The following is a 20,709-nucleotide window of genomic DNA, read 5'->3' as shown; positions in this document are numbered from 1 at the left end:
GCCGTCGGCTGTCATGCGGGAAAGTCTGGATGTCCCGGCCGGTAGGGCCGGGACTGGCGAAAGAGGGTCATTCCAGGGCTTTCAGCATGTCTTCCAGCACTTTTTTCGCATCGCCGAAGACCATCATGGTCTTGTCCATGTAGAACAGTTCGTTGTCCAGCCCCGCGTACCCTGCCGCCATGGACCGTTTGTTGACGATGATGGTGCGGGCTTTGTAGGCCTCGAGGATAGGCATGCCCGCAATCGGCGAGTTGGGATCGTTCTTGGCCGCCGGGTTCACCACGTCGTTGGCGCCCAGGACCAGCACGACGTCGGTCTGGCCGAATTCGCTGTTGATGTCTTCCATTTCGAAGACCTGGTCGTAAGGGACTTCGGCTTCTGCCAGCAGCACATTCATGTGGCCCGGCATGCGGCCGGCCACCGGGTGGATGGCGTATTTCACCGTGACGCCCTGGCTGGACAGTTTGCCGGCCAGTTCTTTCAGGGCGTGCTGCGCCCGCGCGACCGCCAGACCGTAGCCCGGGATGATGGTGACGGTGTCTGCATTGCTCATCAGGAAAGCAGCGTCGTCGGGGCTGCCGGATTTGACGCTGCGGTCTCCTGTGGCCGCGCTGCCGCCGGCAGAGGCTTCTGCCCCGAAACCGCCCAGGATCACGTTGAAGAAGGACCGGTTCATGGCCTTGCACATGATGTAGGACAGAATCGCGCCCGACGAGCCCACCAGCGAACCCGCGATGATCAGCATGGGGTTGTTGAGGGAAAAACCGATGCCTGCGGCTGCCCAGCCCGAGTAGCTGTTGAGCATGGAAATGACCACTGGCATGTCGGCGCCGCCGATGGGGATGATGATGAGCACGCCCAGCAGGAAGGCGATGGCCGTCATCAACACGAAAGGCAGCCAGGACTGCGTCGCCATGAACCAGAAGCCGCAGGCCAGCATGACGATGGCCAGGATGAGGTTCAGCGGATGCTGGCCGGGGAAGACCACCGGCGCACCCTGGAAGAGGCGGAATTTGTATTTTCCCGACAGTTTGCCGAAGGCGATAACCGAACCGGAAAACGTGATGGCCCCTACAAACGTGCCGATGAACAGTTCCAGGCGGTTGCCGGTCGGAATGGGGGCGCCTGCCGCCGCGATGCCGAAGGCATGCGGTTCCGCCACGACGGCGGTGGCGATGGCAACGGCCGCCAGACCGATCATGCTGTGCATGAAGGCGATCAGTTCCGGCATCTTGGTCATTTCGACCTTGCGGGCCAGCACCGTGCCGATGCTGCCGCCGATCAGCAGTCCCAGGATGACGCGGCTCAGTCCCAGGGTGGCGGCGCCATCCCGGGCCAGGCCGATGATCAGGACGGCCGTCGTCAGAATGGCGATTGCCATGCCGATCATGCCGAAGGCATTGCCGCGGCGGGATGTCGTGGGATGGGATAGGCCTTTGAGCGCCTGGATGAAGCAGACCGAGGCGATCAGGTAGAGCAGGGTGACGAGATTGGCCGAAATCATGCCTGCCCCCCTTTGCGTTCTTTTTTCTTGAACATTTCCAGCATGCGCTGAGTCACCAGAAAGCCGCCGAAGACATTGACGGCGGCCAGTGCGACCGCCAGCACGCCCATGCCCTGCGCCAGGCCGCCGTCCGTCAGGCCGGTGGCCAGCATGGCGCCGACGATGACGATGGCGGAAATGGCGTTGGTCACTGCCATCAAGGGCGTATGCAGCGCCGGTGTGACATTCCAGACCACATGAAAGCCGACGTAGACCGCCAGCACGAAGATGATGATATTGATGAGTGTCGGGTTGACCGCTTCCATCAGGCGCTCCTTAGAACCTTGCCGTCCTGGCAGACCAGGCAGGCCTTGATGATGTCGTCGTCGGCGGGCAGCGCGAAGCGCCCTTCGGCATCGATGACGAGCTTCAGAAAATCCAGCAGATTGCGGGCGTACAGGGCGGATGCATCCGTTGCCAGCAAGGCGGGCAGATTGTCCAGTCCGACCAGCGTCACGCCGTCATGATCCACGACTTCGCCCGCCACTGACAGAGGGCAATTGCCGCCGCGCTCGACGGCCAGATCGACGATGACCGAGCCCGGCTTCATGGCCGCGACCGTGTCGGCCTGGATCAGCACCGGCGCCGGGCGCCCTGGAATCAGCGCCGTGGTGATGACGATGTCCGCTTGCTTGCAGCGCTCGGCGACCAACTCGGCCTGGCGGGCCATCCAGGCGGCGGGCATGGGGCGGGCATAGCCGCCCACGCCCTGGGCGATATCGCGTTCCTCGTCGGTTTCGTAGGGCACGTCGATGAATTTCCCCCCCAGGGACTCGACCTGTTCGCGGGCGGCGGGCCGCACGTCGGATGCCTCGACGACAGCACCCAGGCGCCGCGCCGTTGCGATGGCCTGCAGGCCGGCCACGCCGGCGCCCAGCACCACCACGCGGGCAGCCTTCAGGGTGCCTGCGGCGGTCATCATCATGGGGAAGATGCGGCCGTAATACTGAGTGGCCAGCAGCACGGCCTTGTAACCGGCCAGATTGGCCTGGGACGAGAGCACGTCCAGGCTCTGGGCGCGGGTGGTGCGGGGCGCGGCTTCCAGGGCAAAGGCGGTCAGCCCGGCATCGGCCAGGGTTTTCAAGCCATCGGCGTTGAAGGGATCCAGCATGCCCAGCAGTACGCTGCCGGTTTTCATCTGCGCGAGTTCGGCGGAGTCCGGGCGGCGGACCTTCAGGACCAGTTCGCTGCCCAAGGCCTGGGCGGCGTCTGCCAGAATGGCGCCCGCCTGTTCGTAGTCGCTGTCGCGGTAGCGGGCGGCTTGGCCGGCGCCGCGTTCCAGGCGGACCTGATGGCCGGCCTGAACCAGTTTTTTAACGGTTTCCGGGGTGGCGGCGACCCGGGCTTCGCCGGGCAGGGTTTCGCGGGGGATGCCTACCTGCATGGCGGTTCCTCCGGGCTCAAGACAAACGTGGGCATGGTTTCTCCTTGTGTATTTTTTTTTACCGGAACAGGCGGCGGCGTAGGGATCGTCTGCTGGCCCGGCAGTGGATCATGGTACCGGGGATCGGTGTTTGAAACACAGCGCGGCGTGACGATTTACATATGGCCTGTGGCTATATCAATCCGTATTTTGCATGTTTGCTAAGATTTTGCGACATAAACCTCACCACGTTCGCCGGTTTCGGGGACTATCAGAGGCGGGCATGGGTTAGCATTTCGCTTATTGTCCGCCCCGGTGGCGGCGTGCACTCTGGATATGCGGGATTCATCATGAATGTTTGGTTGAAGCGGGTTCTGTTCAGCCTGGTCGTGGCCCTGTTGGTGGCTGTGGTCGGTCTGGCGATTTTCCTGCTGACCTTCAATCCGAACGCCTACAAGTCGCGGCTGGAAAAACTGGTGTTCGACCGGTATGCGCGGACCCTGACCATCGGCGGGGATATCGAGCTATCCCTGTTTCCCCGCATCGGCCTGTCGGTCAGCGACGTGGCGCTGTCCAATCATCAGTCCAAGGATACTTTCGTCTCCGTGGACGGCGCCAGGTTTGCCGTGGCGATCTGGCCCTTGCTATCCAATCAGCTGGTGGTGGATCATGTCGCGATCTCAGGCCTGAAGGCCTGGGTCGTGCGAGATGCCAAGGGGCGCTTCAATTTCAGTGATCTGCTGGAATCCGGCCATGCAGCGGCGGCCTCGTCTGCGCCGACAGCCGCCGTGGCGGCGGGGGCGGTCGCCAGCGAACCGACGGCGGATGCCGATCAGCGTTCCGATCTGAACATCGATATCGCGGGGCTGGAGCTCAAGGGGGGGCAGATCCACTATCTGGATCAGCGCAGCGGCTTGTCCACGACCTTGTCGGGGATCGAGGCCAGCACCGGGCGCGTGACGTACGACCAGCCTTTTGATGTGTTGCTCAAGGCAAAAGTGGCCGGAGACGACCCTGTGCAGGATGCCCAGTTGCAGGCTCAGGCGCTGTTGCGCCTGAATCCGGGGGGGCGCGGCGATTATTCGGCGCAGAAAATCAACGTCCAGCTGACGGGACGCCTGGGCAATCTGGATCAGGCCAATGCCACGCTGAAAGGCAATCTGGGCTACAAGGGCAGCGAACGCCGCCTGACGGCCGGCAATCTGGAGTTGACCCTGACGGGCGACATTGTCGGCGCGCATCCTATCCAGGGCCTCAAGGCCAGTCTGACTGCAGGTCAGCTGCATCTGGATCCGCGTAACCTGGAATTGAAAGTCGCCAAGCTCGCCTTGCGGGCCTCCGGCCAGGACCAGGGACGCAATCTAGAGCTTGCCCTGGATGCGCCGGCGCTGGCGATATCGCCCGAGTCGGCCCAGGCGGATCCGGTGGCGGCCTCGCTGAAGTCGTCCGGGGATCAGACCCTGGCGGTGTCCCTGGGGCTGGAAGGTCTGGGCGGCAACGCCAACGACTGGCAGTTCAGCAAGGTCAGTCTGGATGGCGCCCTGACGCAGGGACAGCGTCTGGTGCAGATCAAGATGGCTTCCCCCCTGACCTGGGACACGTCGTTGCGCAAGGGGGCGCTGACGGCCCTGAAGGGGGATGTGATCCTGCGGGATCAGGCCCAGCCCAAGGCCGCCAATGAATTTCCTATGATAGGCAGCGTGCATCTGGATCTGGTGCGCGATGTCCTGGACATTGACTTGAATGCCGTGATGGATGGCGGGCAGACTGCCTTGAAAGCCACGGCGACGCATCTGGCGACCCAACCCAGCATCCGGTTTTCCCTGAATGCTGAAAAGCTCGATCTGAATCAGTGGCTGCCAAAACCGGCGGACGCGCCCCGTGCGCCCTCAACGACCGGCCAAGAAGGCGCCGCTTCCGCGAAGCAGGATGGCAAATCGGTCGCTGGCGGCGCCCCGGTCCCGGCAGTGCCGGCTGAGATGAATCTATCCTTCCTGAAGGGACAGGATATCCAGGGTGATCTGCGCGTCGCTGACCTGCGGGTGCGGGATGTGCAACTGACCCAGGTAGACGCCCCGGTCAAGGTCGCAGATGGCGTGCTGACCCTGCCCAAACTGACGGCGAAACTGTACGGTGGCGGCTTGACCGCCCAGGCGCGTGTGGCCGCCGATCAGACGCTGGGCCTGAAACTGAACCTGGACAAGGTGGCGGTGGAGCCCTTTTTGCAGGCCGCGTTGGGCCGGAATCTGCTGTCCGGCCAGGGCGCGGTTCAGCTGGACCTGAAAACCCAGGGCAATACGGTCGATGCCTGGCTGCGAGGCCTGGCGGGTCGGGCCTCGTGGCAGGTGCGTGATGGCGCGGTACAGGGGATAGATGCCTCGCTGACCTTGTCCGAAGTCGCCGCAGCTTTGGGCAATATCCTGAAGGGGCGTCTGGATGCGGTCGCCTCGCCTTTTCAAAAGCAGCGCAGTACGCCCTTCAGTACGCTGGAAGGCCGTGTCGACCTGAAGGACGGACAAGGCACAGTATCCAAGCTGCTGCTGGCTGCCAGTCTGGTGCGGGTGACGGCGGGCAAGCCCGCCTTGATCGATGTGCCGGGCCAGCGTCTGGATCTGCAGTTGCTCGCCCAGGTCGCTGCGCGCCCGCCCAAGCCGCTGGCGGGAACGCTGGCATCGTTGGCGGGGGTGACGATTCCCGTTCAGGTGACCGGGGCCTGGTCGCAGCCGGATTTTGTGGTGCAGTGGGCCTCCATCCGCAATCAGACGATCCAGCAGGCGGTCAAATCGGGACTGATGGAATTGATCAAGGGTAAAGACCTGATCGAGCAGGCCCTGCCCAGCCCCGAGCCCGAACCGCATCGGTCCGATGCCGCGACCAAGTCTGATCCGGTCGAGCGCATCGGCAATGCCTTGAAGGGCCTGCTGGGCCAATGAACCCTCTGAACAAGGAAACCTTGATGACCTCTTCTGCCGCCCAACCCATTGCCGGCGGTCCGGCGCTGAATGACGCCGTCGCCTACGATCGTCGCTGGCTGATCGTCGATCAGACGGATGCCTGGCTGGACCCGGGCCGCGCGCCGCGCTTAGCGCAGTTGGAACTCAGCCTGCGTTTTGGCTATCTGGTGATCAGGGCGCCCGGCATGCTGCGCCTGGATGTACCGCTGGATGTGATCGAAGACGATGCCAGTGTGGACCGTATGGCGCAGGTAGGGTCGGCAGCAGTGCGGACCGTGGACGAAGGCGATCTGGCAGCGGCCTGGTTTACCGAATGGCTGGGGCAGCCGTGCAAATTGCTGAAGGTCCACCCGGATGCCGAGGCGGTCAGCTGGCCTGACCGGGCGTAAGGCCCAGCCTGGGCGCGCAAGCCAGGCGGCCGGGTAGGTAAAGACCGGCTAGCTGCTGGCCGTGCCCTGTTGTTCGCGCAGCGCCTTGGCCTTGGTGTGCAGCCAGCGCTCGACCGAGGGAAACACGAATTTGCTGACGTCACCGCCCAAGATGGCGATTTCCCGCACGATGGTGCCGGAAATGAACTGGTACTGATCCGATGGCGTCATGAACAGGGTTTCGACTTCCGGCAGCAGGTGGCGGTTCATGCCTGCCATCTGGAATTCATATTCGAAATCGGATACGGCGCGCAAGCCGCGCACGATGACCCGGGCTTCCTGTTCGCGCACGAAATCCTTCAGCAGACCGCCAAAGCTGCGCACGCGCACGTTGGGGTAGTGCCCCAGGACTTCCTCGGCGATTTCCAGGCGTTCCTGGACGCTGAAGAAAGGGCGTTTGTTCTGGCTGACGGCGACGCCCACCACCACTTGGTCGAACAGGCTGGCAGCGCGACGCACGAGGTCTTCGTGTCCGCGAGTCAGGGGGTCGAACGTTCCGGGATAGACGGCGGTGATCATGCACTCTCCGATCGGGTAAAGGAATCGCAGCCCGATTCCAGTCGCTCATTATTACGATTTTTTTGCATTGCAGCAAATTGCAATAGAGCATAGTGCACTTGCCCCGCCCGGCCTTGGCGCAGCAGGCAGCAGCCGGCAGGGATATCGCCAAGCGCCGAGCCCGATTCCAGATACAACAGCCCGCCTGGCGCCAGGGCGCGGCCGATCAGCGGTTGCACTCGCGTCAGCCAGTCGCCGCCAAAGGGCGGGTCCAGCGCCAGCAGATCGAATGAAGGGGCGGGCAGAGACTGCAGGTAGGCTAGCGCATCCCCCGCATGAATGCGGATGGCTGGCGCTTGCAGACGGCCTTGTACGGCCCGCAGGCCGGCCAGGGCGGCCGGCGCCTGTTCCACCAATTGCGCCAGCGCCACACCGCGCGATGCGGCTTCGAAACCCAGCGCCCCCGTGCCGGCAAACAGATCCAGCACCCGACGTTCGGTAAAGGCGCCGTCCCAGAAATGCGCCAGCCAGTTGAACAGCGTCTCGCGCACCCGGTCCGGCGTCGGACGCAAGTGGTCGCTGTCCGGCACCGGAATCGGGGTTTTGCGGTACTGACCGCCTACAATACGGATCTGATGTTTTTTCATGCGCGGCCCGTGATGTTCGGCACGGCGTCGGGCGTTCGCCGGATCGTTCAGTGTAAAGCCTATGTTCAGTTTTTTTAAACGCAAAAAACCCCAGCCGCAGCCGGATATGGTCGCTTTGCCGGTCGACGAGCCCGAGATCGCGCCGGTTGCCCCTACCGAGCTGCCGCCGGAAGCCCGGGTCATCAGCGTCGATGTCCCCGATGCCGTCTCCGATAGTCCGGCCGAGTCGCCGGATCAGGGCGCAGAGGCCGCTGCGGCGGATATCGCGCCGCCCGGCCTGATCCCGCCGCCGGATCCCTGGTCAGAGGCGGTGGATGCGTCCGGCGACCCGCTGGCGCGCCTGGACCAGGCGACTGCCCAGACGCCGGAAGCAGACACCGGGTCATGGCTGTCCCGCCTGCGGCGGGGGCTGTCGCGCACGGGCCAGAACCTGGGGGGCTTGTTCGTCGGCGTCAAGGTCGATGAAGACCTGTTCGAAGAACTGGAAACCGCTTTGATCATGGCGGATGCCGGGGTCGAAGCCACCGACAAACTGTTGGGCGAGCTGCGCGCGCGCGTGCGCAAACAGCGTATCGATCAGCCCGATGCGGTTCGAACCGCCTTGCAGGACATCCTGACCGATCATCTGCGCGTGCTGGAAAAACCCTTTGTCGTCGGCGAGGCCGCGCCCATGGTGGTGATGATCGCGGGGGTGAACGGGGCGGGCAAGACCACGTCAATCGGCAAACTGGCCCATGCGCTGCAGGCGCGCCAGGCGACGGTGCTGCTGGCGGCGGGGGATACGTTTCGCGCCGCTGCCCGTGAACAGCTGGTGGCCTGGGGCGCCCGCAACAGCGTGACCGTGATCGCCCAGGAGGGCGGCGACCCGGCGGCGGTGGCGTTTGACGCCGTGAATGCCGGACGGGCGCGGGCTGCCGATGTGGTTCTGGTGGACACGGCGGGCCGCCTGCCCACCCAGTTGCACCTGATGGAAGAACTGAAGAAGATCAAACGGGTCATCGGCAAGGCCGATGCCGGGGCCCCGCACGAAGTGCTGCTGGTGGTGGACGGCAATACCGGCCAGAATGCCTTGGCGCAGATTCGCGCCTTCGATGCTGCGCTGGGTTTGACCGGCTTGATCGTCACCAAGCTCGATGGCACCGCCAAGGGCGGTACGCTGGCGGCGGTGGCCGCAGGCAGTCAGGGGGTGCGGCCGGTGCCGGTCTATTGGATCGGCGTGGGCGAGGGCATGCAGGATCTGCAGCCGTTCGTGGCGGCGGAATTTGCCGGGGCTTTGCTGGACAATCGCTAAAATAGCGTCATCGTCTTTTATTGGGACAGTATTGAAATGAGTACGGATACCGAGGCGCGCAACGCGCCATCGTCCTTCGAGATCGCACCTGTTCAGGAAATCGTGGCCGAGCTGCGCGCGGGCCATATGGTGATTCTGGTCGACGAAGAAGACCGCGAAAACGAAGGCGATCTGGTGATGGCGGCCGATTTCGTCACGCCCGACGCAATCAATTTCATGGTGACACATGCGCGTGGCCTGGTGTGCCTGACGCTGACGCAAGAACGCTGCGAACAGTTGCAGCTGCCATTGATGGCCAATCAGAACGGCACGCGCTACGGCACGAACTTCACCGTCTCGATCGAGGCCGCCCAGGGGGTCAGCACCGGCATCTCAGCCGCTGATCGCGCCCGGACCATCCAGGCGGCAGTGGCGCGGGATGCCCGTCCGGCCGATCTGGTGCAGCCTGGACATATCTTTCCGGTGCGCGCCGTGCCGGGGGGCGTGCTGGTGCGGGCTGGCCATACGGAAGCCGGCTGCGACCTGACGGCCATGGCCGGCCTGACGCCGGCGGCGGTCATCTGCGAAATCCTGAAGCCCGATGGCACCATGGCGCGTTTGCCGGACCTGATGGTGTTCGCCCGGGAACATGGCCTGAAGATCGGCACGATCGCCGATCTGATCCAGTACCGCAGCGAACACGAAACCATGGTCGAACGCCTGGTCGAGCGTGCCGTGACGACGCCCTGGGGGGAATTCCAGGCCGTGGCCTATCGGGATCGCGCGTCGAACGCGCCGCATCTGGCCCTGGTGCACGGGCAGATTCGCGCCGATGTGGAAACCCTGGTGCGTGTGCACGAACCCACCAGCGTGCTGGATGTGTTGTGCGAAGGCGCAACCCGGCACAGCTGGACCATTCCCCAAGCCCTGCAGACGATTGTTGCCGCGCCTAGCGGGGTCCTGGTGCTGCTGAACTGCCACGGCGAAGCCGATCTGCTGTTTGCCCAGTTTGATGCCTGGGCCCGCAGCCCGGGCGATGCCCCCATGGAACCGGCAGTACCCGATGGCGAGCGGCACGGTTTGCGCACCTTTGGGATCGGCGCCCAGATCCTGCGAGACTTGGGCGTCGGGCAGGCCCGCCTGCTGGCGCGGCCACGAAAAATGCCCAGCATGACAGGGTTCTCCCTGACGATTACGGGGTACCATAACGAACCTGGCGTGCCCAACGCCAACAACTGATATGGAATCGCGATTATGAACCCTTATGTGATGACCCCCGACATGAACGGCGAAGGCCTGCACATCGGCATCGTGCGTTCCCGTTTCAACGCTGAAATCGGCGAAGCCGAACTGCAAACCTGCCTCGACGAGCTGGCCGCTCTGGGTGTGGACGAACGCGACATCATGATCGTGTCCGTGCCGGGCGCGCTGGAACTCGGCGTGGCGCTGGCCCAGATGGCTGAAACCTTCGAATTCGATGCCCTGATCGCCCTGGGCGCCGTGATCCGTGGCGAAACCTACCACTTTGAAATCGTCAGCAATGAATCGGCTTCGGCGATCAGCCGTATCGCCTTGGAAACCGGTATTCCGGTCGCCAATGGGGTGTTGACCGCCGAGACCGACGAGCAGGCCCAGGTGCGTGCTGCCGACAAGGGGCGCGACTGCGCGCGCGCTGCCGTCGAAATGGCCAATCTGGTCGCCGCACTCGAACCTGAATCGGATGAGGACGACGACGAGGACGACGAGGATTTCGAAGAAGATGCCGATGACTGAACCCAAGGCGCGTAACGGGCGGGCCAATGCCCGTAGCGCCCGCCGCATGGCGCGCGAATTTGCGTTGCAGGGGGTTTATGCCTGGCTGCTGCGCGGCGGCGCCGATCTGGGCGAGCTCGGTGAAATCGATGCCCACATCCGAGACGGCGAAGGTTTCGACCAAGCGGATACCCAGTGGTACCAGACCTTGTTGCAGGGGGCTGCCCGCCAGGCGGAATCCTTGCGCGCCAGCTTTGTGCCCTATATCGACCGGCCTTTGGCCGAATTGTCGCCGATCGAACATGCCGTCCTGCTGATCGGCAGTTTTGAACTGGTTCATCACGTCGAGGTGCCCTACCGTGTCGCTATCAACGAGGCCGTTGAACTGGCCAAGTCCTTTGGCGGCACCGACGGCTATCGTTTCGTGAACGGGGTGCTGGACAAACTGGCTGCCGAAGTCCGCGCCGCCGAGGTGCAATCCACTGCGCGCCGTTGACGCGCCCGAGCCAGACCTATGCCGTCAGGTGGTGAATTCGATCTGATCACCCGGTATTTTGACCGGCCAGCCCCCAGCGGAATGCTGGGGGTGGGCGATGATTGTGCGTTGCTGTCGCCTGCCCAGGGCTGCGAGTTAGCCGTCAGTACCGATATGCTGGTCGAGGGCCGGCATTTTTTTTTCGGATATCGATCCCCGGCTGCTGGGTCATAAAGCGTTGGCGGTGAATCTGTCGGACCTGGCCGCCATGGGGGCTCGCCCTCTGGCATGCACGCTGGCGATCTCCCTGCCTCGCATCGACGAAACCTGGCTGCAGGCCTTTGCCGACGGTTTCCATGCTTTGTCGCGCGAATCCCGCTGCCCCTTGGTGGGTGGCGACACAACCGGGGGTTCCCCCGGGGTGGTCCTGTGCATTACCGTGATGGGCGAAGTCCGCCGCCATCAGGCGTTGCGCCGCGATGCGGCGCGGGTGGGCGACGACATCTGGGTATCCGGCACCTTGGGCGGGGCGGATATTGCGCTGCGCCTGGCGCAGGGGCGCCTGCCGCCGGACCCGGCGCGCTGGCAGGCCGCTCGATCTTTTCTGGAACGTCCCGTGCCGCGGCTGAAACTGGGCCGTTATCTGGCGGGGGTGGCGCATGCCGCTATCGATATTTCAGACGGTCTGTTGCAGGATATGGGGCATATCCTGGATGCCAGCCAGTGTGCCGCCGAATTGTGGCTGGATGCCTTGCCTGCCGATCCCGTGCTCAATGGTCTGGATGAATCTGTCCATCGCGATGCCTTGCTGGCGGGCGGGGATGCTTACGAATTGTGCTTCATGGCGCACCCGCGTCGCCGCGAGCAGATCGAAATCCTGGGGCGGCAGCTGGGCTTGGCTTTGTCGCGGGTCGGCACGATCCAGCGCGGATCCGGCGTGCGCGTACTGGATGCCGATGGGCAGGCGCTGGCGGTGTCGCATCGGGGCTTCGATCATTTTGCAGAACCTGTATGACGACTTCCGATTGTCCTGATCCGGGCCGCGCGCCCGAGAACCCCGAACGGCCGTCCGCCGCCTGGGTATTCGCCCGTCCTGAACGCATTCTGTCGTTCGGTTTCGGCTCCGGCCTGATCTATCCGGCGCCCGGCACCTGGGGCACCTTGGCGGGTTGGTTGCTATGGGCCGTGTTTCTGCGCGACATCCCGGACGGCTGGATGGCGCTGATCCTGCTGCTGTCTTTTGGCCTGGGCTGCTGGGCCGCGCAGCGCTGTGGAGACGATCTGGGGATTGCCGACCACGGCGGCATCAATTGGGACGAAATCGTCGCCATCTGGCTGGTGTTGTGGCTGATGCCGGCAGGGTTCTGGTCCCAGCTGGCGGGGGTGGTGCTGTTTCGTGTGTTCGATATTCTCAAACCGCCGCCGGTCAGCATCCTGGACCGGCGGTTCAAGAACGGCTTTGGCGTCATGATCGACGATGTCTTTGCTGCCCTGTATGCCTTGCTGGCGGCCGCTGTACTCATCCGTTTGGGAGTCCTGCCATGATTGATCGCGACCTGCGCGTCTTGGCGGGCGAACTGGGGGCCGCATTGCGGGCCGCTGGCTGCCTGTGTGTGACTGCCGAGTCCTGCACTGGCGGCTTGCTGGCGGGGGCGATGACTTCGTGCCCCGGGTCCAGCCAGTGGTTCGAGCGCGGCTTTGTTACCTACAGCAATGCAGCCAAAATCGAACAGCTGCGGGTTTCCTTGGATACGCTGGAACGCTATGGCGCTGTCAGCGAGGAAACCGCCATGGAAATGGCGAGCGGCGCCTTGGGGGCCGTGCCGTCTGCGCGGCTGGCCCTGGCGACCACCGGCATCGCCGGACCCGGCGGAGCCACGCCGGGAAAGCCCGTCGGCATGGTGTGTTTTGGCATTGCGCGTCGGGTCGGCGCCGGTATCACGACGCGGGGCGTCACCCGTGTTTTCGAAGGCGATCGAGAGGCCATCCGCCTGGCAGCGGTGCGCTTTGCCCTGCAGGCGGCGTTGGATGACTTGGGGCGAGGGGCTTAAAACTGCAACGGCGGCAGCTGCCGCGGATTTGGGCCGCAAATGGCCGCAGCAATAGATCAGATCAGCGGTATAGGGCTGAGGTCGCGCATTTCTTCCGCATCGGGGGAATACACCTGATTGCGGCCTTGGTGTTTGGCTCGGTACATCGCTTGATCGGCCAACGCCAGCAGCGTGCTTAGGGTCGCGCCCGGCATTTGCGAATCATGAATGGCGCCGATGCTCACCGTGACGCGCAAAGGCTCGTCGCTGTCATAGTACAGCCGGATCTGTTCCACACAGGCGCGCAGCCGATCAGCGATTTCCAGGCAATCCTGTTGAGTGGTATTGGGCAGCATGATGCTGAATTCTTCACCCCCCAGACGGCCGAACAGATCCTCGGGACGAATGGCCGATCGAATGGCTCGGGCGAATTCCCGCAGCACGCTGTCTCCGGCGGCATGGCCATGATTGTCATTCAGGCGTTTGAAGTGATCGATGTCGAGCATCATGACGCCATTGCCGTAGAACGACGCCGGCGATTGCTGCAGGTATTCGATGGCGCCTCGCATGAAGGCTTGGCGCGACAGGGCTTCGGTCAGCTCGTCGTGGTCCAGGGCTTGGTTGAGCGCCAGGATCAGATCATTGCGGGCGGCCAGGGAGCTGGACACCAGCAGCGGGGTGGCGACCATCAGCTGCATGCCCATCTGCAGCGAAACCTGCGTCCATAGTGTTGCGGATGCCGGATCCGTCAACGCCCAGCCGTGGGTATGACAGAGCATCAGGACGATCGCGGATGCCAGCGCCAGCCAGGTGGTCGTGTGCTGCTGGTAGGCATAGGCGCAGAACAGCAGGGCGGGGATCGGGAAGGCCACTGCGCCTGGCCCGCCCAGCAAAGCCGCCAGCGAGACGGCCGCCATCAGCGACATCAGTGGCCAGTGATGGCTGCCGGGCTTCAGGTGGTGCCGCAGGTGTGACCAGGATCGGCCGCGCTTGTCCGCCGCCAGGCGGCGAGTCAGCGATGCTTGCAGGCAGACGGGCAGAATGGCGCTATAGCCCAGCCATTGACGGAAAAAGACCTCGATGGCGGTCTGCAACCGGATGTCCAGCCATAGCTGTGCGATCAGCCCTGCCAGGGATGTGCACAGAGAGGCCGCCAGCCCGGCAGCCAGAACCCTGGCAATGGCCTGGGGGGTGCGCAGGGTGTCCAGATGCCAGACTCGGCCCAGCAGATACCAGGCGACGCAGACCCCGGATAGATCGACCGCCGTATGGAGCAGTGCTGCATTCCAGGAGCCGTACCAGTGACCGTAAGCCAGTGCGGCGCCGGTCGCCGCCATGATCCATGCCGACAGATCCTGCGAGCGGGGCATGCGCAGCAGCAAGCCGGCCAGCAGCGCAGTCGCTGGCCAGAAGCCGATCTGCCCCAGGGCAGGCCGGAAGACAAGGCTGAGGTGGATAAGCAGAGAAGCCGATGCAGCGACTGAAATGAACCGCCATAACTGTCGCGTACTGGACAGCCTGCTGCTGATGGTCCGGTGCATGATGCCGGATTTTACTGAACAATATTACAAATGTAGAGTCGATTTCTCTTCTCTATAGGGTTATATGCGTGCTGTGATAGGTATGCGGCAAGATCATGCGGGTAGCGTATGGATTGTGGTCATTACGCCACCTGCCGACATCATTCTGGGTGCTATGCCTCGCTGCTCAGGGCCAGGCGGATAGCGCTGCGGGTGGCGCGGGCGGTCTTGGCAGCAGCTTCTGCCCAGTCGTCTCCTTGGCTGGCGTACAAGATGGCGCGGGATGAATTGATCATCATGCCGTGGCCGGCGGTCGTGCGGCCTGCCTGGACAGTCGCCCGGATGTCTCCTCCCTGAGCGCCGATGCCGGGGACCAGCAGCGGCATATCGCCCACCCGGCGGCGCACCTGGGCGATTTCTTCGGGAAAGGTCGCCCCTACGACCAGCGCGCATTGTCCTGTCGTGTTCCAGACGCGGGCAACCTGATCGGCGACATGCAGGTACAGCGGCGTGCCATTGGCCAGCCGCATATCCTGCAGATCCGCGCCGCCGCGGTTGGAGGTGCGGCACAGGATGATCACGCCCCGGTCGCCATAGTCGATATACGGCTGTACCGAATCGCGGCCCATATACGGATTGACCGTGACGGCATCGGCCTGGTATCGCTCGAAGACTTCCCGGGCGTATTGTTCCGCTGTGCTGCCGATATCACCGCGCTTGGCGTCCAGCACGATGGGCAGGTCAGGATGGTGTTCATGGATATAGCGGCATAGATCCAGCAGCTGGTCTTCGGCGCTCTGGGCGGCGAAATGGGCGATCTGCGGCTTGAATCCACAGGCAAAGGGTGCGGTGGCGTCCACGATGCGGCGGCAGAATTCAAAGATTGCATCGGGGCGGTCCGCCAGTTCCGCCGGAAAGCGGCGGATGTCCGGATCCAACCCGACCATCAGCAGAGAATCCTGGCTGCTCCAGGCGCGGTTCAGTTTGTCGATGAAGGTCATGTCGGTCCTATATCCAGCGGGGGATCAGCACGCTGGCCCATACGGCCCCCGCCAGCAGCAGTGTCAGTAAAACGGCGGCGCTGCCGATGTCCTTGGCGCGGCCCAGCAGCGGATGGTGGTCCGTGCTGATGGCATCGGCCAGCGCCTCGATCGCTGAATTGATCAGCTCGGTGATCAGCACCAGCACCAACGCGCCCGCCAGCAGCAGTCGTTCGCCTGCGGTGTCGCCCAGCCACAGACCCAGGGGAATCAGGACGGCGGCCAGCAGCGTTTCTTGGCGAAAGGCGGCCTCGTGCCGCCACGCTGCCCCCAGCCCTTGCAGCGAATAGCCGAAAGCGCGTGCGATGCGGATCAGGCCGCCTGTACTCTTGTACGGGGATGGCTGGGTCATGGCTCTGGTGGTCGGGGAACGGGTTTCCGCATTGTAAGGTAACTGATGCAGCCCGCCGACAGGGCGGGGGTGATGGCTGGAAAAGAAAAAGCCCGCTGCGGCGAACCACAGCGGGCTTTCTGGAGAAGCTGCCGGGGGCGGGCGGATGAACCGCCGACCCCGGCATCGGGGATGGGTGCTTAGAAGCCGCCCATACCGCCCATGCCACCCATGCCGCCCATGTCGGGCATGGCCGGGGCCGGCTTGTCTTCCACGATCTCGGCCACAGCGGCTTCGGTGGTCAACAGCAGGCTGGCGACCGAGGCTGCATTTTGCAGCGCGGTGCGCGTGACCTTGGTCGGATCGATGACGCCTTGCTCGACCAGGTCGCCGTATTCGCCGGTGGCGGCGTTGTAGCCGAAGTTGCCTTCGCCCTTTTCAACCGCATTGACGATCACGCTGGCTTCGTCGCCGGCGTTGCTGACGATGGTGCGCAGCGGCGCTTCGATGGCGCGCAGGACCAGCTTGATGCCGGCGTCCTGGTCGGCGTTGTCGCCCTTGACCTTGGCCACGGCGGCCTTGGCGCGGATCAAAGCAACACCGCCGCCCGGGACGATGCCTTCTTCGACGGCTGCACGCGTGGCGTGCAGGGCGTCTTCGACGCGGGCCTTCTTTTCCTTCATTTCGACTTCGGTGGCAGCACCCACGCGAATCACGGCAACACCGCCGGCCAGCTTGGCCACGCGTTCTTGCAGCTTTTCACGGTCGTAGTCGGACGTGGCTTCCTCGATCTGGGCGCGGATCTGTTTGACACGGGCTTCGATGTTGGCGGCTTGGCCGGCGCCGTCGATGATGGTGGTGTTTTCCTTGGCCACTTCGATGCGCTTGGCTTGGCCCAGCAATTCCAGGGTCGCCTTTTCCAGCGACAGACCGGTTTCTTCGGAGATCACCGTGCCGCCCGTCAGGATGGCGATGTCTTCCAGCATGGCCTTGCGGCGGTCGCCAAAGCCCGGCGCCTTGACGGCGGTGGTCTTCAGGATGCCACGGATGTTGTTGACGACCAGGGTGGCCAGGGCCTCGCCTTCGACGTCTTCAGCCACGATCAGCAGCGGACGGCTGGATTTGGCGACTTGTTCCAGCACCGGCAGCAGGTCGCGGATGTTGCTGATCTTCTTGTCGAAGATCAGGATGAACGGGTCTTCCAGGACGGCGACTTGCTTGTCCGGGTTGTTGATGAAGTAGGGCGACAGGTAGCCGCGGTCGAATTGCATACCTTCGACGACGTCCAGTTCGTTTTCCAGCGACTTGCCGTCTTCGACGGTGATGACGCCTTCCTTGCCCACTTTATCCATGGCGTTGGCGATGATTTCGCCGACCGACACGTCGCTGTTGGCCGAGATCGAGCCGACCTGGGCGATGGCCTTGCTGGTGGTGCAGGGCTTGGACAGGGTGTGCAGCTCGGCCACGGCAGCGATCACGGCCTTGTCGATACCGCGCTTCAGGTCCATGGGGCTGATGCCGGCGGCCACGTACTTCAGGCCTTCTTCGACGATCGACTGAGCCAGCACGGTCGCCGTGGTGGTGCCGTCGCCGGCGTTATCGGAGGTCTTGGAAGCGACTTCCTTGACCAGCTGGGCGCCGATGTTCTCGAACTTGTCTTTCAGTTCGATTTCCTTGGCGACGGACACGCCGTCCTTGGTCACGGTGGGGGCGCCGAAGGAGCGGTCCAGCACCACGTTACGGCCTTTGGGGCCCATCGTGGTCTTGACGGCGTTGGCCAGGATGTTGACGCCACGGACGATGCGGGTACGGGCATCGTCACCGAAATAAACTTGCTTTGCAGCCATGTTGAAATTCCTTGGGATTGAACGAAGCGGAGGCTTACAGGATCACGGCGAGGACTTCTTCCTCGCGAATGACGAGCACTTCCTCGCCATCGACCTTGACGGACTGGCCGGCGTATTTGCCGAACAGGACCTTGTCGCCGACTTTCAGGTCGACCGGCAGGACTTTGCCGTCTTCTGTCTTCTTGCCCGGGCCGACGGCCAGGACTTCGCCCTGGTCAGGCTTTTCAGCGGCGCTTTCAGGGATGACGATACCCGAGGCGGTGGTGCGCTCGTTATCCAGACGCTTGACGATCACACGATCGTGCAAAGGACGCAGTGCCATGGAGGAACTCCTGTACGTGAAATTAAGAATGCGGAGGCGAGGTTGGTTGTTAGCACTCAACCCCATCGAGTGCTAATTATAGGGACGATTTCGGGAGTTTCAAGAGGAAGGAGGAGCTTGTTACAAGTTGTCGAACGCCACTGTCGAACTGTCGAATTTCACTCAACTTTGAATTTATTTCACTCAAGTCTGAGCTGTCCTCCAAAGCTAGACCCAAGGCTGGTGCGGGTTTCAGGGCGATTCGGGGGTGTGCCGTGCTAATGTCAAATGCGGAGTTCCAGCCTGATAGTTGCATTTTTCCGATTGTCTGACGGTTAAGCAGGTTCAAAGGCTCTTATCGGCTGTGGATTCAACCGATCGATGCAACGCACTCGTTAAACATCTCAGCCGGAGTTTTGCACCCCAAGGTTTTCCTGGGCCGCTCATTTAATTTTCTCGCAATCTCATCCAATTCATCCTGCGAGTAGCCCGAGATGTCGATGCCCTTGGGTAGGTACTGCCTAAGTAGGCCGTTGGTGTTCTCATTCGTTCCGCGCTGCCATGGGTTCTGCGGATCGCAGAAGTAGACCTGGATGTCGGTGGTCACAGTGAACCGCTTGTGCCCCGCCATTTCCGATCCCCGATCCCAGGTCAAGGAACGATAGAGTTCCTGCGGTAAGGTCTGTGCATGCTTGGCCAGTGCCGCAGCTACGGTGTAAGAGTCTTTATCCACCAGTTTGACCAACATCACGTAGCGCGTGTGCCGCTCCACCAGCGTTGCAATCTGGCTGTAGGCATCGCCGAACAACAGATCGCCCTCCCAGTGCCCCGGCACTGCTCGATCCTCGATGCAAGCTGGTCGCTCGCTGATGGGCACGGCATCGACGATTCGCTCATGAATGGGGGTCTTCTGGGTGTAATGGCGCGAGCGACGCATCCCCCGGGTGCGTCGCAAGTGCTCCAGAAGCTCTTTCTTCAAGGCCCCACGTGTTTGGATGAAGAGCGTGCGGTAGATGGCTTCGTGAGACACCTGCAAATCCTTTTCGCCCGGATAAGTTCGTTTGCGCCACCCCGCTATTTGCTCGGGCGACCACAGACTCTGCAATTTAACCGCCACGATGTGAGCCAGTGCCGGATTGCTGGCCAACTTACACGTCTTTGGGCGACCTGCTCGCTCCCAGGCTGCCTCATCAGCTTTCGCTGCCCGGTAGCAAGTCTTGCCGCCATTGCGTAGGAGTTCACGGCTGATGGTGGAGGCTACTCGTTTCAAGCGCCGAGCCACGCAGCGGATGGATTCACCTGCGGCCAACGCTCTGGAGATTTCTTCTTGCTCAGGCATGGTCAACGCGAAGCGAGACCGATGCCTAGCTGGTGGCCGGATGCCACCCGTCGCACGCAGGATGGTGTGAATGGAGATATGCGGTCGGTCAAACAGCTTGCCGATCTCGTGCAAGGTACCGCCAGCTTTCCAACGATCCCACATCAGTGCTTTCTGAACTTCGGTGTAGTAAGTCCGCGGTCTTTGCTTCATGCCAATACTCCTTGCGCCTGGGGCGGTCATTGTGTTGCATTGACCAGTTGAATCCACAGCCGGGACCGGTCATTCGAGGTTCGAGCAGAGGCTATCTGAAGTAAGTGTCAACGCCGGTTGAAAACTATTTACTGGGCGAGTGTCAGTGGCAACTAATGGCGCCACACTTCAGTTAGTCGTGTACTCGCCAGCGTATTGTTTTCTGGGGTTTAGTCGTCGCTAAAAGCGTGGTTTTCGGCTATCGCAGGGTCGCAAAGCACTATTCGAGCGCGCGCGCCAGATTCAGTGGGAAGGTCTAATCGGTGCTGATGCAGGAAATATTTGACCATGCACTGGCGGACCTTCGCTGACCACCTCCAACCTGCGTCCGTTTGACGCATCCCGAATTGCTTTGCCACCACACTTTGCTGGGAAGCCGACAGGTGAGGGGCTGGTTGCACCGCAACTTCAATAGACTGTAACCATTCAATGTCGTTTTGGCTGGCCGTCCGAAGATCCGCAGGGCCTTTGGGCGGAGAACACTGGATGATTCGATTTACTACGAAGTCGGCAAAGCGTACCCTGCGCTCGTCATAGGCTCGTACGTGCCACCGTGAGAGAACGTACACCAAGGTGCGCGGCCAGATGATGCGTCGCTGAGGGGTGGTCTTTGAAAAGGACTGGTACACAATCTCGACGCCTTGCTGTTGACCAATGGCAGCTACCAAGGGGCGTAGCACGTCAGCGCTGACGCTTCCCTCCATCTCAGGGAGCATTTCCACAGGCACCGCTGGGCCAGTCCCGACCATGATCGCCGGATCGCCTGCGAGCGAGAATGCAAGTAGAAGTTCTAGATACTCTTTGGCGTCACCGGAAGCATGGCGGGGCTGGAAGCGCTCGGTTGCACGCCAGGCTCTTGCCTCCGTGTCATAGAGCAGGTTGCCGGGATAGCGGTCGCGGTAGCAGCCAATCTCCCGAGTCACGTGATTGGGGGTCAGCCCGAATGCCGAGCACAAGTCTTTGCGCCGCAATGCGCCCTCCCACAGCAGTCGGGCTTCCAGGAATCTGAATCGCTGTAACTGAGCTGGACTGAGTTCGATCATCGGCAGCTTTTGTCCCCATCAGGACGAGTAGTATCCTCGTCTAAATATTAGCACGCAAGTTGATTGCCCCAATCATTGTGTTAACATAGAACTATTT

The 20,709-nt window shown here is 62.6% G+C and carries 20 protein-coding genes and 1 pseudogene; 9 read left to right on the top strand and 12 right to left on the bottom strand.

Annotated elements, in window-relative coordinates:
• Positions 1-67 precede the first annotated feature (67 nt).
• Genes VDP79_RS12170 through VDP79_RS12160 form a run of 3 tightly spaced genes read right to left on the bottom strand, consistent with a single transcriptional unit; the run spans position 68 to position 2,927 of the window.
• Complete coding sequence (locus tag VDP79_RS12170; protein WP_323018455.1) at positions 68-1,504, bottom strand: NAD(P)(+) transhydrogenase (Re/Si-specific) subunit beta; 1,437 nt, start codon at positions 1,502-1,504, stop codon at positions 68-70.
• Positions 1,501-1,809: an NAD(P) transhydrogenase subunit alpha gene (locus VDP79_RS12165; RefSeq protein WP_323018454.1), complete on the bottom strand. Its 309-nt coding sequence runs from the start codon at positions 1,807-1,809 to the stop codon at positions 1,501-1,503. The genes VDP79_RS12170 and VDP79_RS12165 overlap by 4 nt, the downstream gene beginning before the upstream one ends.
• Positions 1,809-2,927, bottom strand: a complete 1,119-nt coding sequence (locus VDP79_RS12160) for a Re/Si-specific NAD(P)(+) transhydrogenase subunit alpha (RefSeq protein ID WP_323018453.1) — start codon at positions 2,925-2,927, stop codon at positions 1,809-1,811. Before VDP79_RS12160 ends, VDP79_RS12165 begins: the two co-directional genes overlap by 1 nt.
• Before the next feature lie 329 nt (positions 2,928-3,256).
• Between VDP79_RS12160 and VDP79_RS12155 the strand changes: the two genes are divergently transcribed.
• Entirely contained in the window at positions 3,257-5,839 is a 2,583-nt protein-coding gene (locus tag VDP79_RS12155) for an AsmA family protein (protein ID WP_323018452.1), read from the top strand.
• Positions 5,840-5,862: 23 nt separating this feature from the next.
• The gene (locus tag VDP79_RS12150) at positions 5,863-6,249 is read left to right on the top strand and encodes an MOSC N-terminal beta barrel domain-containing protein (RefSeq protein ID WP_323018451.1); all 387 of its coding nucleotides are present in this window, start codon (positions 5,863-5,865) and stop codon (positions 6,247-6,249) included.
• 48 nt (positions 6,250-6,297) lie between these two features.
• Here the strand turns inward: VDP79_RS12150 and coaD are convergent, their stop codons facing one another.
• Entirely contained in the window at positions 6,298-6,807 is a 510-nt protein-coding gene (coaD, locus tag VDP79_RS12145; RefSeq protein WP_323018450.1) for a pantetheine-phosphate adenylyltransferase, read from the bottom strand.
• Positions 6,804-7,433 (bottom strand): RsmD family RNA methyltransferase, encoded by a 630-nt coding sequence (locus VDP79_RS12140; RefSeq protein WP_323018449.1) that lies wholly within the window; start codon positions 7,431-7,433, stop codon positions 6,804-6,806. The genes coaD and VDP79_RS12140 overlap by 4 nt, the downstream gene beginning before the upstream one ends.
• A 61-nt stretch (positions 7,434-7,494) precedes the next feature.
• Here VDP79_RS12140 and ftsY point away from each other — a divergent pair, with 61 nt between their 5' ends.
• The 7 genes and pseudogenes from ftsY (at position 7,495) to VDP79_RS12105 (ending at position 12,981) form a co-directional block, all read left to right on the top strand.
• Positions 7,495-8,724 (top strand): signal recognition particle-docking protein FtsY, encoded by a 1,230-nt coding sequence (gene ftsY / locus VDP79_RS12135; protein ID WP_323018448.1) that lies wholly within the window; start codon positions 7,495-7,497, stop codon positions 8,722-8,724.
• A 36-nt stretch (positions 8,725-8,760) separates the two neighbouring features.
• The gene (gene ribBA / locus VDP79_RS12130) at positions 8,761-9,942 is read left to right on the top strand and encodes a bifunctional 3,4-dihydroxy-2-butanone-4-phosphate synthase/GTP cyclohydrolase II (RefSeq protein ID WP_323018447.1); all 1,182 of its coding nucleotides are present in this window, start codon (positions 8,761-8,763) and stop codon (positions 9,940-9,942) included.
• Positions 9,943-9,957: 15 nt separating this feature from the next.
• The gene (gene ribH / locus VDP79_RS12125) at positions 9,958-10,476 is read left to right on the top strand and encodes a 6,7-dimethyl-8-ribityllumazine synthase (RefSeq protein ID WP_323018446.1); all 519 of its coding nucleotides are present in this window, start codon (positions 9,958-9,960) and stop codon (positions 10,474-10,476) included.
• Positions 10,469-10,951, top strand: a complete 483-nt coding sequence (nusB, locus tag VDP79_RS12120; protein WP_323018445.1) for a transcription antitermination factor NusB — start codon at positions 10,469-10,471, stop codon at positions 10,949-10,951. Before ribH ends, nusB begins: the two co-directional genes overlap by 8 nt.
• Positions 10,952-10,969: 18 nt before the next feature.
• A pseudogene (thiL, locus tag VDP79_RS12115) lies at positions 10,970-11,945 on the top strand (thiamine-phosphate kinase).
• Positions 11,942-12,475, top strand: a complete 534-nt coding sequence (locus VDP79_RS12110) for a phosphatidylglycerophosphatase A (protein ID WP_323018444.1) — start codon at positions 11,942-11,944, stop codon at positions 12,473-12,475. The pseudogene thiL and the gene VDP79_RS12110 overlap by 4 nt, the downstream one beginning before the upstream one ends.
• Positions 12,472-12,981 carry a nicotinamide-nucleotide amidohydrolase family protein gene (locus tag VDP79_RS12105; protein ID WP_323018443.1) on the top strand — a complete coding sequence of 170 codons (510 nt, stop codon included), beginning with the start codon at positions 12,472-12,474 and terminating at the stop codon, positions 12,979-12,981. Before VDP79_RS12110 ends, VDP79_RS12105 begins: the two co-directional genes overlap by 4 nt.
• Before the next feature lie 56 nt (positions 12,982-13,037).
• Here the strand turns inward: VDP79_RS12105 and VDP79_RS12100 are convergent, their stop codons facing one another.
• The 7 genes from VDP79_RS12100 to VDP79_RS12070 form a co-directional block, all read right to left on the bottom strand.
• Complete coding sequence (locus VDP79_RS12100) at positions 13,038-14,501, bottom strand: diguanylate cyclase (RefSeq protein WP_323018442.1); 1,464 nt, start codon at positions 14,499-14,501, stop codon at positions 13,038-13,040.
• Between the two features lie 152 nt (positions 14,502-14,653).
• Complete coding sequence (gene pyrF, locus VDP79_RS12095) at positions 14,654-15,481, bottom strand: orotidine-5'-phosphate decarboxylase (RefSeq protein ID WP_323018441.1); 828 nt, start codon at positions 15,479-15,481, stop codon at positions 14,654-14,656.
• Positions 15,482-15,488: 7 nt separating this feature from the next.
• Positions 15,489-15,872 (bottom strand): diacylglycerol kinase, encoded by a 384-nt coding sequence (locus tag VDP79_RS12090; RefSeq protein ID WP_323018440.1) that lies wholly within the window; start codon positions 15,870-15,872, stop codon positions 15,489-15,491.
• Between the two features lie 179 nt (positions 15,873-16,051).
• Positions 16,052-17,698 (bottom strand): chaperonin GroEL, encoded by a 1,647-nt coding sequence (gene groL, locus VDP79_RS12085; RefSeq protein WP_323018439.1) that lies wholly within the window; start codon positions 17,696-17,698, stop codon positions 16,052-16,054.
• Between the two features lie 34 nt (positions 17,699-17,732).
• Positions 17,733-18,020, bottom strand: a complete 288-nt coding sequence (locus VDP79_RS12080; protein ID WP_322997735.1) for a co-chaperone GroES — start codon at positions 18,018-18,020, stop codon at positions 17,733-17,735.
• Between the two features lie 349 nt (positions 18,021-18,369).
• Positions 18,370-19,530 carry an IS30 family transposase gene (locus tag VDP79_RS12075; protein ID WP_323018438.1) on the bottom strand — a complete coding sequence of 387 codons (1,161 nt, stop codon included), beginning with the start codon at positions 19,528-19,530 and terminating at the stop codon, positions 18,370-18,372.
• A 209-nt stretch (positions 19,531-19,739) separates the two neighbouring features.
• Positions 19,740-20,612, bottom strand: coding sequence for a WYL domain-containing protein (locus tag VDP79_RS12070; RefSeq protein WP_323018437.1), 873 nt, complete (start codon positions 20,610-20,612; stop codon positions 19,740-19,742).
• Positions 20,613-20,709 lie beyond the last annotated feature (97 nt).

Origin of the sequence: Castellaniella sp. (genome assembly GCF_034675905.1) — a bacterium.
Lineage (GTDB): Bacteria > Pseudomonadota > Gammaproteobacteria > Burkholderiales > Burkholderiaceae_B > Castellaniella.
The sequence above is the reverse complement of the archived record's forward strand: the minus strand, read 5'-3'. Positions and strand labels throughout refer to the sequence as shown.